The organism is Psychrilyobacter piezotolerans (assembly GCF_003391055.1).
GTDB classification, from domain to species: domain Bacteria; phylum Fusobacteriota; class Fusobacteriia; order Fusobacteriales; family Fusobacteriaceae; genus Psychrilyobacter; species Psychrilyobacter piezotolerans.
Map to the genome: position 1 here is coordinate 1 of NZ_QUAJ01000016.1, position 16,037 is coordinate 16,037.

General features: G+C 36.2%; 15 protein-coding genes. 4 read left to right on the forward strand and 11 right to left on the reverse strand.

The genetic code is table 11. The features are described from left to right. Positions 1-148: 148 nt before the first annotated feature. The 11 genes from DYH56_RS09580 to DYH56_RS09630 all read right to left on the reverse strand — a co-directional run bounded on the left by DYH56_RS09580 (position 149) and on the right by DYH56_RS09630 (position 10,355). Positions 149-661 carry a hypothetical protein gene (locus DYH56_RS09580; RefSeq protein ID WP_114642645.1) on the reverse strand — a complete coding sequence of 171 codons (513 nt, stop codon included), beginning with the start codon at positions 659-661 and terminating at the stop codon, positions 149-151. Positions 662-696: 35 nt separating this feature from the next. After that, positions 697-999: a preprotein translocase subunit YajC gene (gene yajC / locus DYH56_RS09585; RefSeq protein WP_114642646.1), complete on the reverse strand. Its 303-nt coding sequence runs from the start codon at positions 997-999 to the stop codon at positions 697-699. Between the two features lie 210 nt (positions 1,000-1,209). Continuing rightward, positions 1,210-2,352 (reverse strand): molecular chaperone DnaJ, encoded by a 1,143-nt coding sequence (gene dnaJ / locus DYH56_RS09590; RefSeq protein ID WP_114642647.1) that lies wholly within the window; start codon positions 2,350-2,352, stop codon positions 1,210-1,212. 136 nt (positions 2,353-2,488) lie between these two features. Continuing rightward, positions 2,489-3,361, reverse strand: a complete 873-nt coding sequence (locus tag DYH56_RS09595; protein WP_114642648.1) for an aldose 1-epimerase family protein — start codon at positions 3,359-3,361, stop codon at positions 2,489-2,491. A gap of 35 nt (positions 3,362-3,396) precedes the next feature. Continuing rightward, complete coding sequence (locus DYH56_RS09600; protein ID WP_114642649.1) at positions 3,397-3,849, reverse strand: GNAT family N-acetyltransferase; 453 nt, start codon at positions 3,847-3,849, stop codon at positions 3,397-3,399. Between the two features lie 215 nt (positions 3,850-4,064). After that, positions 4,065-5,888: a molecular chaperone DnaK gene (dnaK, locus tag DYH56_RS09605; RefSeq protein ID WP_114642650.1), complete on the reverse strand. Its 1,824-nt coding sequence runs from the start codon at positions 5,886-5,888 to the stop codon at positions 4,065-4,067. A 151-nt stretch (positions 5,889-6,039) separates the two neighbouring features. After that, on the reverse strand, positions 6,040-6,597 hold the full coding sequence (gene grpE, locus DYH56_RS09610; protein ID WP_114642651.1) for a nucleotide exchange factor GrpE: 558 nt from the start codon (positions 6,595-6,597) through the stop codon (positions 6,040-6,042). Next, positions 6,590-7,615 (reverse strand): heat-inducible transcriptional repressor HrcA, encoded by a 1,026-nt coding sequence (gene hrcA / locus DYH56_RS09615; RefSeq protein WP_114642652.1) that lies wholly within the window; start codon positions 7,613-7,615, stop codon positions 6,590-6,592. Before hrcA ends, grpE begins: the two co-directional genes overlap by 8 nt. A 152-nt stretch (positions 7,616-7,767) precedes the next feature. Beyond that, positions 7,768-8,193, reverse strand: coding sequence for a hypothetical protein (locus tag DYH56_RS09620; protein WP_114642653.1), 426 nt, complete (start codon positions 8,191-8,193; stop codon positions 7,768-7,770). Positions 8,194-8,373: 180 nt separating this feature from the next. Continuing rightward, entirely contained in the window at positions 8,374-9,270 is an 897-nt protein-coding gene (locus tag DYH56_RS09625) for a fumarylacetoacetate hydrolase family protein (RefSeq protein ID WP_114642654.1), read from the reverse strand. Positions 9,271-9,284: 14 nt separating this feature from the next. Then, the gene (locus DYH56_RS09630) at positions 9,285-10,355 is read right to left on the reverse strand and encodes an AI-2E family transporter (protein WP_158539113.1); all 1,071 of its coding nucleotides are present in this window, start codon (positions 10,353-10,355) and stop codon (positions 9,285-9,287) included. A gap of 246 nt (positions 10,356-10,601) precedes the next feature. On the opposite strand from DYH56_RS09630, the gene DYH56_RS15975 reads away from it, so the two are divergent. The 4 genes from DYH56_RS15975 to DYH56_RS09645 all read left to right on the forward strand — a co-directional run bounded on the left by DYH56_RS15975 (position 10,602) and on the right by DYH56_RS09645 (position 16,016). Beyond that, on the forward strand, positions 10,602-10,775 hold the full coding sequence (locus DYH56_RS15975; RefSeq protein ID WP_158539114.1) for a hypothetical protein: 174 nt from the start codon (positions 10,602-10,604) through the stop codon (positions 10,773-10,775). A gap of 207 nt (positions 10,776-10,982) precedes the next feature. After that, complete coding sequence (ppdK, locus tag DYH56_RS09635; RefSeq protein ID WP_233500025.1) at positions 10,983-13,805, forward strand: pyruvate, phosphate dikinase; 2,823 nt, start codon at positions 10,983-10,985, stop codon at positions 13,803-13,805. Positions 13,806-14,010: 205 nt separating this feature from the next. Further along, the gene (locus tag DYH56_RS09640) at positions 14,011-14,994 is read left to right on the forward strand and encodes a YeiH family protein (protein WP_114642656.1); all 984 of its coding nucleotides are present in this window, start codon (positions 14,011-14,013) and stop codon (positions 14,992-14,994) included. A 98-nt stretch (positions 14,995-15,092) separates the two neighbouring features. Continuing rightward, the gene (locus tag DYH56_RS09645; protein WP_114642657.1) at positions 15,093-16,016 is read left to right on the forward strand and encodes a PTS sugar transporter subunit IIA; all 924 of its coding nucleotides are present in this window, start codon (positions 15,093-15,095) and stop codon (positions 16,014-16,016) included. The last annotated feature ends 21 nt before the right edge of the window (positions 16,017-16,037 follow it).

Sequence of the window (16,037 nt, forward strand, 5' to 3'; positions counted from 1 at the left end):
TTATATACATTTTTTTATTCATTTATTTCCTAAAAGTAATTTTTCCTCTAAAAATTCTTTACCACCCAACTAAACTTCTTCTTTTTTACAAATATTCAAATTTATAATTTCCTAGATAATAAAAAAAACCACCTAAATGGTGGTTTTTTTATTTCTTTTTAAATAAAAATATTGCTGCTGCCGCTACTAATACAGCTCCTAAAATTCCAAAAAGAGTTTTATTACTCTTACTCTCTTCCACCGGAGTTTTTGCCTCTACAGCTTTAGCCTCGGTTTCTGTCTTTGCTATGAGCTTGTCTGCGTCTTTATCTACAACCTCATCCACTTTATCTACAGCCTTATCCACAGATGTTTCTACTGCTGCCACCTTTTCCTCTACAACCACTTCTTTCTTCATAGGTTTAGGAGCTGGTTTAGTTTTCTTTACCGTCTTTTTTGCAGGTTCCGACACCGACTCATAATCCTCATCGGTCAAAACTGGCTTTTCAACCTCTACCGTAACTACTTCAGCAGTTTCTGCTGCAGCTTCTTCTTTAGGTACTGCACTTTCATCCTTAACTGCTACCACTTCAGCTACAGTTTCTTTTTTTACAGTCTCATCCTTGCCAGAACAGCTTATCAGCACTCCTGTTACAGCCAAAATTAACATTATCTTCTTCATGACCAACCTCCTATTATTAGAATTATTCCCAATCACTATAATACTTTTCTTATAGAGTCCTTTGTTAAAGTGAGTCTAACTCCTTTATCTACTCTGATAACAATGTATTGATCGCTTACAGATACAACTTCTCCTTTGATTCCACCAGCACTTATAACATCTTTTCCAGGTTGTAAGGCATCTATCATCTCAGCGTGCTTTTGCTGCTTCTTTTTATTCGGTCTGATTAAAAATAAATAAAAAATTGCACCCCATATAATAAGTGTTATTGCCATCCCTGTGTAACCAGAACTTTGACTTGTTTGTTCCGCTCCAAAAGCTAAAAAATTACTAAACATATCTTACTCCTTTTTATTAAGTTTTATTATCTAAAGTATAGCACTATCTTTCACATTTTTAAAATCTTTTTTTAGGTTAATCCATAAATAACCACTCATTAAACTTCTGCATATTTAAGCTTCTAACTATTGTTATTAATTTTTTCATACTTTTATTAAATATATGAAAAAAAGAGAAAATTTCCTTCTCTTTTTTCATAATTTTTATTTTTACTTAAATAGATCCTTCAATTTATCAAAAAATCCTTCTTTCATACCTGTATTTTTCTCCTTCAAACTATCTTCAAAGGCTTTCAATAAGTTTTTTTGCTCTGAATTCAGCTTTGTAGGAGTCTCAACTATAACTTTGACCAATTCATCCCCTACTCTTCCCCCTCTTGTGCTAGGTATTCCCTTACCACGAAGTCTGAATACCTTTCCAGTCTGGGTTCCTTCTGGAATTTTTATCTTTATTGCCTCATCCAGAGTAGGGATCTGTATCTCTCCTCCTAAAACAGCCTTGGTATAGGAGATTGGTACCTCGCAAACAATGTCCGATCCGTGTCTTTCAAAGATAGCATGTTCCTTTACCCTTATAAATAAATATAAGTCTCCATTTGGTCCGCCACTTTCACTGGCTTCCCCCATCCCACCTAATCTGAGTTTTTGACCATCATCTATTCCAGCTGGGATTTTCACATGTTTTTCTACTTTTTCCTTCTCTACACCTGTTCCATGGCAGGTAGGACATTTTTCAGTAGGAACCTCTCCCTTACCATTACATCTGTCACATTCTACTACATTTTCAAAATTTCCAAACATAGTTCTCTGGATCTCTTTTATTCTTCCATTACCATGACATTTAGAACAAGTTTTCGTATCTGTTCCTGGTTTAGCTCCAGTTCCGTGGCAGGTATGGCATTCACCGTTTCTGAAATATTTAACCTCTTTTTCTGTACCCTTGGCAGCCTCTTCCAGTGTGATTTCCACAGTATATCTAAGATCTGCCCCAGGTTCTACTCGGGGACCACGAGAAGTTCCTCCGCCGAAGAACGAACCGAAAATATCTTCAAAGCCTCCTGCTCCTCCGAATCCTCCGAATCCGCCAAAGCCTCCTGCTCCTCCTCCACCTTGGGAGAATGCATCATGACCAAATCTGTCATATTTAGATCTTTTTTCTCCATCTGAAAGAACCTGATAAGCATCATTTACCTCTTTAAATTTATGTTCTGCATCAGCTTTTTCCTTTTCAGTAGCACTACTATACTTATCTGGATGGTATTTCATAGCTTTTTTTCTATAGGCTTTTTTTATCTCGCTCTCACTGGCTCCCTTAGGTATTCCCAGCGTTTCATAATAATCTTTTTTAGACATTTTTCTCTCCTTTTTTCTTCTTCATTTTGCCGCCAATTTACGTAGTAAATTTTTAGATACTTTTTTATGACCTTTACATTTATTTTGTGATTCAGTTTCTATTTTTTTGAATATAAATTTTAATTAGTGGTTGTTTCTAACCTTTGACCCTGATTTTCAGGCTAGCCCTATATTCCCCATGGCCCTCTAATTTAATAATTCCGTCTTTTTCCTCTAACCTGCCGCTTGCATCTACAAAATCCGCTATTCCATTCCAAGGCTCCAGACACACAAATTCTGCTCCTACCTTATTCCAGAATGCGATATATTCAAAGTTGCTGTAATCCATAGTTACAACCCTGGTATTTTTTTTACACTTTAACGATACTTTTTTAGAGTTTAAACCTTTAAATATAAAGGCATCATCTTTAAAGAGATCTTCACTCAACTCTATTTTTTTACTGTTCTCTAAAAATTTTATGGTATTTCTGGATATATTTCTCCCCTCTAAAGGAAGTATTGAGGCAGTTTCATTTTTTTCAAATTCCAAATAATAATCCGAAATCTTAGTATCTCTATCTGTAGGAATACTAAATGCAGGATGGGCTCCAACTGAAAAATAGATCTCCTCATGGGATAAATTTTCTACCCTGTATTCAATGGATAGACATCCATTTTTTAGACTGTATTCCAGATAAAGCTTAAACTCAAATGGATATTTTTTTAAAGTTTCTTCATTTGACTCCAGTAAAAAAACTACCCTGTTTTCCTCCTTGGAAATAACTTCAAATTTATTGTCCCTTGCAAATCCATGCTGTCCCATCTCATAAGTTATCCCGTGATAGCTGTATTTCCCATCTTTTAACCCTCCTACAATGGGAAACAACACAGGTGAAGTCCGTCCCCAAAATTCAGGATCAGCATTCCACATAAATTCCTCGTTATTTTTTAGAAATTTTAAGCTTTTTAACTCTGCACCATGACTATCTATAACAGCCTCTGCAATTCCATCGGTTATTTTATATCCCATAGTTATTCTCCTCATTCAAAGTCTAACTTTCATAGTTATATTACTTTGTTTAAATATATATCGGTTATATCATATCCCATTTTCTTATATACTGCTATGTTTTTTTCATTATATCCATATGAATGGATATTAATTTTTTTTATATCTAATTCATCGGCTTTCTCTTCGATCAACTCGATGAATTTTAACTCATATTCATTTTCCTGGAATTCTTCAAAGATACAGGTATTATTTACAAACATTTCATTGTTAAATTTATTCATCCAAACAAATCCTACCTTAACTTCATCTTCATAGGCATTTAACAAGTAATGGTTAGGAGTAGATATCCCTTCATTTAAAATCTTATCCAAGGCTTCCTTGGATAGTTCCAGGGCTTCTCTTTCCGACCAGTGACCCACCTTTATCTTGTCTTTAGCATAATCAGCTATCATCTTTCCTTTTACCATGTTAAAGTCTGCTTCTGACATTCTCTCTAATTTTAACATCTATGTATCCCCCTCTTTCATGTTTTTTTACCCTCATCAGTCCTTAAAGATTCCCTCACCATACAAGAAGAGAGGCTAAACCCTATAAGCTTAGCCCCTTCTATATTTAACCCTTTATTCTACTTCAGTTTCTCCCTATCACATTTAAAATTCATTCTAACTAGAACTAATTTTAATACTCGCGAATCGAGAAACTATCAGAAGGAAGAGGGTTCTTAGTCTACTACTTCTGCCTCTGCTACATCATCATCGGCTTTGTTTTCAGTCCCGCCTTGAGCTCCACCGTCTCCGCCTTGAGCCTTTGCCTGAGCTTCCTTGTAGATCTCTTCAGCTAATTTATGAGCTTTCTCTTCTAAAGTTTTCATTGCTGCGTCGATAGCTTCTTTATCTTCCCCGTCTTTAACAGCTTTTAATCCTTCTACCGCTTCTTTAATAGCAGTTTTTTCTTCTTCAGTTACTTTATCTCCATGCTCTTCTATAGATTTTTCAGTAGATGAGATAATCATATCAGCTTTATTTCTAGCTTCTACTAAATCTTTGAATTTCTTGTCGTCAGCTTCATGAGCTTCAGCATCTTTTTTCATTCTTTCGATCTCTTCCTCTGTAAGGTTAGTTGATCCTGTGATAGTTACCTTGTTCTCTTTTCCAGTTCCTAAATCTTTTGCAGCTACGTGTACGATACCATTTGCATCGATATCAAATGTTACTTCGATTTGAGGAACTCCTCTTGGTGCTGCAGGGATTCCTTCTAAGTTGAAGTCTCCTAATTTATGGTTGTCTGTAGCCTTTGTTCTTTCCCCTTGGAATACATTTATAGACACTGCCGGCTGGTTATCTACAGCTGTAGAGTAAACTTGAGATTTCTTTACAGGAATTGTAGTATTCTTTTCAATCATCTTTGTGAATACTCCACCTAAAGTTTCGATTCCTAATGATAATGGAGTTACGTCTAATAATAATACGTCTTTAACGTCTCCCATTAATACTCCACCTTGAATTGCTGCTCCTGCTGCTACTACTTCATCCGGGTTGATTCCCTTATTAGGAGATTTTCCGAAAAATGCTTCTACCCATTCTTGCACAGCCGGTATTCTTGTAGATCCACCAACTAATAAGATCTCATCTATATCTGCCGGCTTTAATTTTGCATCGTCCATAGCTGTTCTTGTAGGCCCTTTTGTAGCTTCTACTAAATCAGCTGTTAATTCATTGAATTTAGCACGAGTAAGTTTCATTTCTAAATGCTTTGGTCCTGTAGCGTCCATTGTGATAAATGGTAACGAGATAGGAGTTTCCATCATTGTAGATAATTCTTTCTTAGCTTTTTCTGCAGCATCTTTTAGTCTTTGCTCAGCCATCTTATCTAAAGATAGATCGATTCCCGTTTCTTTTTTAAATTCAGTTACTAACCACTGGATTACCTTGTTGTCGAAGTTGTCTCCGCCTAAATGGTTGTTTCCGCTAGTTGATAATACTTCTACTACACCGTCTCCGATCTCTAGGATAGATACGTCAAATGTACCTCCTCCCAGGTCAAATACCAATACTTTTTCCTCTTCTTTCTTATCTAATCCATAAGCTAATGCTGCCGCTGTAGGTTCATTTATTATTCTTTTTACTTCTAATCCTGCAATTACTCCTGCATCCTTAGTAGCTTGTCTTTGGTCATCTTGGAAATATGCCGGTACAGTGATTACTGCTTCTGTTACAGGTTCTCCTAAATATGCTTCAGCATCTTTTTTTAATTTTTTTAAGATCATTGCTGATATTTCCTGCGGGCTGTAGTCCTTTCCATGCATCTTTACCTTATGAGCTTCTCCCATATGAGTTTTTATAGATGCTACTGTAGAGTCCGGGTTAGTAACAGCTTGTCTTTTAGCTATCTCTCCTACTACGATCTCACCGCTGTCTTTCACATTTACAACTGAAGGTGTAGTTCTTACTCCCTCTGCATTTGTTATTATTGTAAAACTTCCACCTTCCATTACTGATACACATGAGTTAGTTGTTCCTAAGTCAATTCCGATTATTTTTCCCATTTTATTCTGCCTCCTATTATCATGGGTAAGTACAAGACACTACCCTTATATTATTTTTTTTATACTTTCAAATTCAACCTCAGTTTCCCTTAAATATCGTAATTCTCTTATAATTATAAGAGAATTTCGTACTCATCAATCGGGAGTTCTTCTATTTTTTACAAACTTTTACCATTGAAGGTCTGATTACTTTACCCTTCATCTTATATCCTTTTTGCAGTTCCATTGTAATATGATCATTATCCATCGTTTCACAGTTTTCAGTCATTACAGCCTGGTGAACGTGAGGATCATACTCTTTTCCTACTGCTTCAATTGGTTCCACCCCTTCTGCATTCATGATTCCATGCATTTGAGTCAGCGTCATTTCTACACCTTTCACCAATGCATCAAAATCTTTTGTTTCAACAGATGCCGCAACTCCCCTTTCAAGGTTATCCACTGCCTCTAACACTTTTAAGATTACTTTTTCTGATGCATATTTTCTAAATTCTTCTAATTCATTTTGCTTTCTCTTAGTAAAATTTTGAAATTCTGCATTTTTTCTAGCATATGCACTCTTCCAATCTTCAAGATCAGCTTCTATCTTAGCCATTTTATCTTCTAATGTTTCCTCATCCTCTGTTATTTCCTCCTGAACCTCTTCTATTTTTTCTTCTGCTGCCACTTCTTCTACTTTTTCTTCTTCAACCTTTTTTTTCTTACTCATTATTTTCTCCTTTTTTTAGTGCTGTATTAATCATATTATTAACTTCTTTAGTCACATATTCTACCAGGCCTACAGTTTTAGAGTAAGCCATCCTTTTAGGACCTACTACTCCTATAATCCCCTGGGAACTACCGTTCTTATAGAAGGAATATACAAAACTGAAATCTTTTAGTGCCTTTATATTCAGTTCATCCCCGAATACCACATACACTTCTCCCTGTTTATGTTCCCTTGTGCTGATCAACTCTTTAAATATCTCATCCAGCCCCTTGCGTCTGTTAAAAATTTCCAGGGCTTCCTTGGCTTCCTCCACTGTTTTGTTTTCAAATATAGTAGAAGCACCATTTATAAAAAACTCCCCCTCCATATCCTGATATACTTTATCCGATATAGATTCTAGTACCGGGTTTCCTTTTTCCTTTACAAAATTTTCTATTTCAAAGGTCTTAACTTCACCTCTGGATGATTTTTCATTTAATTTTAAGCATATTTTTTTTAATTCTACCTCATCTATCGGGTTTTCAAAATGTATCTTTCTGGTTCTTACTGTAGAGTCATCCATAACTATTACAGCCATAGCCATATAGTTATTTACATGAACTAATTCAACCTTCTTTATTGTCTCACGACTTATACTGGGCTCTAATACTATCCCTGCATAAGATGTTAATTTGGACAGGAGATTAGAAGTTCTTTTCAATATACCGTCAAATTCCCCGATTTTCTCCTCATATATTTTATGTATTTTTTCCATCTCTTGCCTGGATAGTTTTTCTATCTTGAGCAGTTCTGAAAGATAAAATTTATACCCTAGATCTGTAGGTATCCTTCCTGATGACGTGTGGGTCTTGGACAGATAACCCAAATCTTCCAGATCAGCCATTACATTTCTAATGGTTGCCGATGAATACTCTATATTGTATTTTTTCACTAATGTCCTGGAGCCTATCGTCCCACCTGAAGTCAGGTAATAATCGATTATTGCTCCTAACACCAGTTTTTCCCTATCTGTAATCATCTTCACCACTCCAATCAGCCAGTTGTTAGCACTCACCGGATTAGATTGCTAACTTAGGATGAGTATATACCCATTTTTCAACTTTGTCAACACTTTTTTGCACAAAATTAGCCACCTGTTATCCAGGTGGCTAATTCATTAAAGTTCTATATTTATTTACTTTCCTTGGCTATTTGCTCCTCCAATTCTTCAATCTCTTCAAATTTTTCATCAAAGAACTCTCCGAACTCTTCCTCGATCTTCTCTTCATATATGTCTAAATCTCCATTGGGAGCTTCCATCTCATATACGCAGTTGAAGTCATTGATATGGCATAACTCTACCATAGCTTCAAAATTTACTTCTTCTTCCTCTGCAGTAAACATATACCCTATCCCCTTATTCCCATTCTCTTCCTCAAAATCATACAGTTCCCATTCCATTCCTATATTCATTCTTTTTTCAGATAATTCCTTAGCTAATTTTTCAGCTACTCCCTCTTTTACACAGACATATATATTACAGATTGCTTCGTTTTCTATCCCGCAAGTAATCTTATACCCGTCATTTGTCATCTCCATATAGTTAAATTTTTTCATCTTTACCTCCAGCTTTAATAATTAGCAAATGTCCTTTACTAATTTAATATTTTTTCTATATTATACCACATCTAAAGAAAAAAACGACTAAATCCATTTTATAGATTCAACCGCTTTTCTCTTTTACTTTGGTCTCTCCTAATTATAGGAGAAACCATAAAAAGGATGAGGTATGTGACCTTATCTCTTTACCGTATTTTTCAGAACTCCTATTTTCTCTATTTCACACTCTATGATATCTCCATCTTTCAAATACTTTGGCGGATCAAAAGACATCCCTACCCCTGCCGGTGTTCCTGTAGAAATTATATCTCCTGCTTCTAAAGTCATCCCCCTTGATATGTCTGAAATTAAGGTATCTATGTCAAATATAAAATTTTCCGTATTAGAATTCTGCCTCAGCTCTCCATTTATCTTAGCGGATATATTCAATTTTACCGGATAATCTATATAATCTTTGTGGACGATACACGGTCCCATAACTACTGCTCCATCTAAGCCCTTACCAATAGTCCACTGCTGATGTTCAACCATAAGATCCCTGGCAGAGATATCATTCATAATTGTATATCCAAAGATACTCTCTTTTACCTCTGATTTTGCTATTTTTGATATTTCCTTTCCTATCACTACCCCTAATTCCACCTCATAATCTAATTTTTTTGTAATGTCCTCATGCAGCGGTATTACAGCCTCTGCACCACCTGCATGTCTTGCTCTCTTACTGAATATTACAGGGCTGGCTGGCACCTCATTTTTTATATTTAACTCAACTACTGTCTCTGGTATATGTGCCTTATAGTTCAATCCTATAGATATAATGTCATGGAGGGGCAGAGGAATGGGAGCTAATACTAAAATTTTATCGAAATCATAGTATACATCTGATTTTTCCTCTCCCTTCCATAGTTTATCTAATTTTTCTATATCACTTTTTTCATGGGTCTCTATAAAATCATTCATATCAAAAAATTCCTGACTTAACCGGACCTCATCTATAGGTATTATCTTCTTCCCATCCTTTGTTAATATTCCTATCTCCTCTAACCCCTGGTATTCAAATGTAAAAAACTTCATCCTGTCCTCCTCATCTATTTTCTATTTTTCATATCATCTCTTTCTACCAATGCTATCATAAATTTATATCCCAAAGCTAAAATTACAGGTCCCACAAAAAGTCCGATTATGCCATAAGTAACCATCCCTCCTAAAGATCCCAGGAGGATCACAAGCATGGGAATATCCACACCCCTCCCCAGAATAAATGGTTTCAATACATTATCTAAAATTCCTACAAATATACTCCATATTATATATAGTACAGCTATGGTTATTGTTTGTTTAGAATATACATAGACAGCTACCGGAACTAATATTACCATTGGTGGCAGCTGAATTATTGCCAAGATCATAACCAATATACTCCATATTCCTGCACCTGGCACTCCCACTGCCAACATCCCAATCCCTGCAAAAACAGCCTGAATTATTGCTATTCCCACAACTCCCTGAACAACACTTCTTATAGTTCCTGCTGCTATCTCATGGAAACCTTCTACAAATTCTCCTATCAAAATTTTAAAAATTTTACCAGTGCCCCTACTGCAAACCTCTGCATTTATAAGAAGTATCCCTCCTATAAATATAGATAATATAAACTGAACTATCGCTATCCCTAAAGTTGAAATTATTCCTAATATTTTAGAAGCATATATTTGAAGCTGGGGAGCTATTTTTTCTATCATATTTCTAAAATCTCCTGTAAATAGTATCCACAGCTTAGCTATCTTTTCACCCAATACAGGTATTCCTTTTATCTCTTCACTTACTTGGGGTATTGTCAGTGTTCCAGCTTCCAAACTTTCTGTTATCTTCCCCAAACTTTCTATTGTGGAATCCATGAATAATATCACAGGTGAAATTACAAATATTAAACCTATAACCACCAATAATATCGCCGACAGTTTATCTCTCCCCTTTAATATTTTTGTGAATCTCTTATGAAGCGGAAAACTCGACACCGCGATTATTATCCCCCATAGAGTAATCATAAAAAGTGGCTTTATTATTGTAAAACTCCATATAAAAAGTATCCCTATAAAACTTATCCGTATAAAAACATTTACAGCTTCCCGTGTATCCACACGATTTTTATTCTCCACAATCCCTCCCCATCACAATAAAAAATATATCTCAACGGAATATACTCTCTTTTTTTTTATTTCCTGTACATCTAGAATAAGGTTTTTAATGCGTGCACCATCGCGAAAGTTCAGTATATAATTGATATAAACGCTGTGGATTAGTGTTTTCTCCTAAATTAAAATTTATATTTTAAATATTAGGAGGAAACATACACAAAGCACAGTATCCTTATAATAACAAAATATTTTTTAAGAGGTGATTTTATGTTAGTCGTAATTTATAAAAATGGTGATATATATATCGGACAAAAAGAATTTTATTTAGACAGTAAAAGCGGTACTATCCAGGTAGGAGATAAAACCACCGACCTTTCCGATGTCAGTACAATTATAGCCGGTGACAGGACTATCTATGGAGATACTATGGAAGCATTTTAACACGAACTTATAAAAGAGCAGATTTTTTTCTGCTCTTTTTTTATTTTGTAGGTAAATAGCAAATAAAGCGGTAGATAATTAACACGCGGCTGCTAAAACTAAAAAGCAGCTGAAAGTGAAAAATACCCATGTAGACCTGAAGATAATAAGGACAAAAGAATAACAAGGATGAAAAAAATCAGCTTAAAAATGAGGGAGGTATCTGGTATGGAGAAGGTTTGTAGGTTCGCTAATGAGAAAGCCCAGAGTGAAGCAGAGCTTAAAAATTTATTGGGAGGAAAGGGGGCAGATCTAGCTGAGATGGCTAAGAGGGAGGTAATTGATATGGGCAAGATTTATCGGTTCGGTAATGGGAAAGCCGATGGTGGAGCAGAGCTTAAAAATTTATTGGGAGGAAAGGGGGCTAACCTAGCTGAGATGGCCAAAATTGGTGTTCCAGTACCTCCTGGATTTACACTGACTACCGAAATGTGTAATTTTTACACTGAATTTGGAGAAGAAGCATTGAAAGATTCCATTTGGAATGAAATAAAAGATGGAATTTCCGAGGTTGAAGATATCTTGGGGAAAAAATTCGGGGATTCTAAAAATCCATTATTATTTTCAGTCCGATCCGGAGCCAGACAGTCTATGCCTGGGATGATGGATACAGTTTTAAATCTGGGGCTGAACGATGAAATAGTGGAAGGATTAGCTGCTATCACTAATAATCCAAGGTTTGCCTGGGACTCCTATAGAAGATTTATTCAAATGTATGGAGATGTGGTTCTTGGGATGACACCTGAATCCAAAGAGGATCTTAACCCCTTTGAAAATATAATTGATAACTATAAAAAGGAGCTAAAGATAAAAACTGATCTAGACTTTGATGTGCAAAATCTAAGAATATTGGTAGATCGATTTAAAAATATTATATCTGAAAGGATGGGGATCGAGTTCCCGCAAGACCCCTATGAACAGTTATGGCTGGCTATATTGGCCGTCTTCAGGAGCTGGATGAATGACAGAGCCATTTCATACAGAGCTATCGAGGGGATTCCATCTAATTGGGGAACCGCAGTAAATATACAGTCTATGGTCTATGGAAATACAGGCTCTGACTCTGCCACCGGGGTAGCCTTTACAAGAAATGCCGCTACCGGTGAAAATTATTTTAATGGAGAATTTTTGATAAATGCCCAGGGGGAAGATGTGGTGGCTGGAGTCAGGACTCCATGGCAGATAACTAAAAAAGAATCTATTGAATGGGCAATAAGAAATAACATCTCCATGGAAGAAAGGGAAAGGTCTCAGCCTTCTCTGGAAGAACTCATGCCTGAAGTATATAAAGAGCTGTATAAAATTCAGACAATATTGGAAGATCATTATAAGGATATGCAGGATATGGAGTTCACAGTGGAAAATAGAAAACTTTGGCTCCTCCAGACTAGAACTGGAAAGAGGACTGGTATGGCCATGATAAAGATAGCCATGGATCTCTATAATGAGAATATGATAAATTCAGAGGAAGTCATCAAGAGGATAAAACTCAGTAAGATCGATGAACTCCTGCATCCGGTATTTGATACCGAAAAAATAAATGTAGATGTCCTTACTCGTGGACTGCCTGCTGCACCAGGAGCTGCTGTAGGCCAGGTTGTATTCTTTGCTGATGAGGTGGAAAAATATGAAAAAGCCATCTTGGTCAGACTCGAAACTTCCCCCGAAGATATAAATGGTATGAATTTAGCTCAAGGATTTCTAACTGTTCGCGGCGGAATGACCTCCCATGCAGCCGTGGTAGCTCGTGGAATGGGAAAATGCTGCATTGCCGGAGCCGGAGAAATAGTAATAGACTATAAAAAAAGAATATTTAGAGTAAAGGATAAGGTATTCAAAGAGGGAGATTTTCTGTCTCTCGACGGTAGTACCGGGATGGTTTATGAAGGTAAACTTATCACCAAAGCTCCTAAATTAGATGAGAATTTTCATCAAATTTTAGAGATTGCAGACAAACTAGCCAGGATGGAGGTCAGGGCAAATGCCGATACCCCAAAAGATGCTAAAAAAGCAATTGAATTTGGAGCTAAAGGGATAGGTCTCTGCAGAACAGAGCATATGTTCTTTGAAGATGACAAAATCAAGGCCATGAGGGAGATGATCTTAGCTCCTGACACAGGCGGACGGGAAAAAGCTCTGGCTAAGATGCTCCCCCTCCAAAGGGACGATTTTATAGGCATCTTTGAAGTTATGAAAGAAAAACCTGTAACCATCAGGTTACTGGACCCGCCCCTCCATGAATTTCTACCGCATACTGTGGAAAAACAGGAGGAGTTAGCTCATGAAATTCATGTTCCAGCTGGTAAAATTAGAGAAGCTGTGGAACATCTAAAGGAATCCAATCCAATGTTAGGACACCGTGGGTGCCGTCTGGGAATTACCTATCCTGAGATCACTGTTATGCAGACTCGGGCTATTATAGAGGCTGCACTGGAGGTTCATTCTAAAGGAATAGATGTCTATCCCGAGATAATGGTTCCCCTGGTTGGAAAAGTAGAGGAATACAGATTGCAAAAACAACTGATCTTAGATACTATTACAAAGGTCTTTGAAGAGAAAAAAAATAGTGTCAGATATAAGATAGGGACTATGATTGAAGTTCCTCGGGCTGCTCTTACAGCAGATAAGATTGCTCTGGAAACAGAATTTTTCTCCTTTGGTACAAATGACCTCACACAGATGACCTTTGGATATTCTAGAGATGATACAGGAACATTTTTACCTACCTATCTGAAGCAGCAAGTATTGGAGGTTGACCCATTCAAAGTAATAGATACTGAAGGTGTGGGACAACTCATGGATATTGCCAGCACCAAGGGGCGAAGTGTCAATAAAGATTTAGAGATTGGAATATGCGGAGAACACGGAGGAGAGCCCCACTCTATCAAATTTGTAAATAGCCTGGGTTTTGACTATGTCAGCTGTTCCCCATACAGGGTTCCTGTAGCAAGATTGGCTGCTGCCAAGGCAGAGATAGATAAAGAAAATTAGATAAACCACACCTCTATATAACTTATCATTTTTAGTTTTTTCATAAGAATTTACTTATATATACTAAAGAAAATTAGTATTATTAAATTATTCACAAAAGTTATATAATACCTTAAAGCAGTTGAAAGAGCAGAATTGAGAATTAAGATTTTTAATTCTCAACTTTCCATCATCAGCTTGCTATAGGTTAAATGGAGGTAAAAAAATGAAAAAAGATATGATTAGCGGATTAACAGCCTGTGTAATTATAGGTATGCTGGCTAAGCTTGCATCTGTAATTCTTCCCCTGGTAGGAAGTACAAGTTTGGCTATAATAATAGGGATTATTGCAGGGAATACCCTGGCTAAAGATAAAAAATACATTCCTGGGGTGAAGTTTGCAGAAAAAACTATACTGCCTGGAGCAATTATGCTTTTAGGAGCTACCCTTCACCTCAGTGCTATAACAAGTTTGGGTATAAAAGGAATATTTTTTATTCTTTTAGAAATTTCTTTAGTTATCGGAATAAACTTAGTTATTGGAAGATCTTTGGGGTTCAGTAAAAATTTTTCCCTCTTGATGGGAGCTGGAAATGCTGTCTGCGGTTCTTCTGCTATTGCTGCCACAGCGCCTGTCTTAGGTGCAAAAGAAGATGAAATTGGAATTCCTGTAGCTGTAATCAATCTCATTGGAACTATATTTATGTTTATATTACCTGCAGTTGCATTTAATATCCTGGGGTATACTCCTATGGAAAGTGGCGGACTTATCGGAGGAGGCCTTCAATCAGTAGGCCAGGTTGTTGCTGGAGGCAATTTTTTAGGAGAAGAAACAGGTAAGTTTTCCATTTTATTTAAAATGATCAGAATCAGCATGTTAGGAGGAGTAGTTTTGATCTTCTCCCTTATGAACAATAAAAATTTAAACAATATCAATCCTAAAAAAAATAAATTACCTGTTCCACCATTTATAATCGGATTCATTCTCCTCAGTATCTTAGCTACCCTGGGGTTTCTTAACAATCAAATGAGGAATATTTTAGGATTCCTCAGCAATAACCTGTTATTAGTTGCCATGGCAGGAATAGGAATGAGGGTGAAATTTAAGGAATTACTCAGTGAAGGACCCAAAGCTTTATTGTTTGGAATAATAGCTATGTTCTCCCAAATTGCCCTATTGATAATTTTGATAAAATTAATATTAAAATAGAGTAAAAAAAATCAAAATAAATTGTATAATAGAATAGAAAATAGAGATAGAGAAAAAATACTTTTTCTCTATTTCAAATAAAAATTTGGGGGTTATATATGAAATTATCAAGTTATCTAAATCCTAAGTGTATCTACTTAAATTTAGAGGGAGATACCAAGGAAGATATCATCGGTCAGATGATCGACAATACGGCTAAATACGACAAAACATTCAATGAATCTGTGGATCTAATAAGGAAATCAGTTTTTACCAGGGAAGCCGAGGTTTCTACAGCCATGGGGAGCGGAATTGCTATCCCTCATGCCAGGGTGGATGGATATGACGATATCCTGATATCTATCGGTATCATGAAGGAACCTATTGAATGCGATATGGCTGATATGAGAAATAAAGATCTGGTAAAAATATTCTTTCTGATCACTGCTGAAACTTTAAAGAATAAGGTTATCTTAAAGATCATGTCTTCTATCACTAAGATAGCTGTCAAAGATAAGCTCTTGTTGGAAAAAATAAAAAATGCCAAGAGTCCGGACGAAGTCTATGATCTTTTAAGTCATATCAATGTAAAGATCGAAAATAAGATCACAGCTGAAGATGTTATGGACCCCACAATAAAACCGGTGAGTCCGTACGATACCCTGGACGATATAGCCAGAAGGCTTATCACAGAGGAGAAACCTGGATTCCCAGTAGTGGATGATAATGGATATTTCCTGGGAGAGATGACCGAAAGAGAGCTCATCTCCTTCGGTATGCCCGACTACACCTCGGTAATGGACGACTTAAATTTCTTCACCATAGGTGAGCCCTTTGAGGAATATCTAAAAAATGAAAAAACAGCCAGAATTGAAGATATTTACAGAAAAAAAACACCAGTTGTAGACAGAAAAACTCCTATAATGGAAATATGCCTGCTCATGGTAAACAAAGGCTTTACCAGAATATATGTGGTTGAAAATGGTAAATATTACGGTACAATTTTGAGATCACATATAATCAAAAAAGTTTTACACATATAAGTGGGCTGATAAATTTAAAAT

Excerpts from the sequence above, each read along its gene's own strand:
- DYH56_RS09625 (WP_114642654.1), bottom strand. The coding sequence starts at position 9,270 with ATGAAGTTTTTTACATTTGAATACCAGGGGTTAGAGGAGATAGGAATA.
- DYH56_RS09620 (WP_114642653.1), bottom strand. The coding sequence starts at position 8,193 with ATGAAAAAATTTAACTATATGGAGATGACAAATGACGGGTATAAGATT.
- DYH56_RS09580 (WP_114642645.1), bottom strand. The coding sequence starts at position 661 with ATGAAGAAGATAATGTTAATTTTGGCTGTAACAGGAGTGCTGATAAGC.
- DYH56_RS09645 (WP_114642657.1), top strand. The coding sequence starts at position 15,093 with ATGAAATTATCAAGTTATCTAAATCCTAAGTGTATCTACTTAAATTTA.
- DYH56_RS09595 (WP_114642648.1), bottom strand. The coding sequence starts at position 3,361 with ATGGGATATAAAATAACCGATGGAATTGCAGAGGCTGTTATAGATAGT.
- yajC (WP_114642646.1), bottom strand. The coding sequence starts at position 999 with ATGTTTAGTAATTTTTTAGCTTTTGGAGCGGAACAAACAAGTCAAAGT.
- DYH56_RS09640 (WP_114642656.1), top strand. The coding sequence starts at position 14,011 with ATGAAAAAAGATATGATTAGCGGATTAACAGCCTGTGTAATTATAGGT.
- hrcA (WP_114642652.1), bottom strand. The coding sequence starts at position 7,615 with ATGATTACAGATAGGGAAAAACTGGTGTTAGGAGCAATAATCGATTAT.
- DYH56_RS09600 (WP_114642649.1), bottom strand. The coding sequence starts at position 3,849 with ATGTTAAAATTAGAGAGAATGTCAGAAGCAGACTTTAACATGGTAAAA.
- dnaJ (WP_114642647.1), bottom strand. The coding sequence starts at position 2,352 with ATGTCTAAAAAAGATTATTATGAAACGCTGGGAATACCTAAGGGAGCC.
- DYH56_RS15975 (WP_158539114.1), top strand. The coding sequence starts at position 10,602 with ATGTTAGTCGTAATTTATAAAAATGGTGATATATATATCGGACAAAAA.
- dnaK (WP_114642650.1), bottom strand. The coding sequence starts at position 5,888 with ATGGGAAAAATAATCGGAATTGACTTAGGAACAACTAACTCATGTGTA.
- grpE (WP_114642651.1), bottom strand. The coding sequence starts at position 6,597 with ATGAGTAAGAAAAAAAAGGTTGAAGAAGAAAAAGTAGAAGAAGTGGCA.
- ppdK (WP_233500025.1), top strand. The coding sequence starts at position 10,983 with ATGGAGAAGGTTTGTAGGTTCGCTAATGAGAAAGCCCAGAGTGAAGCA.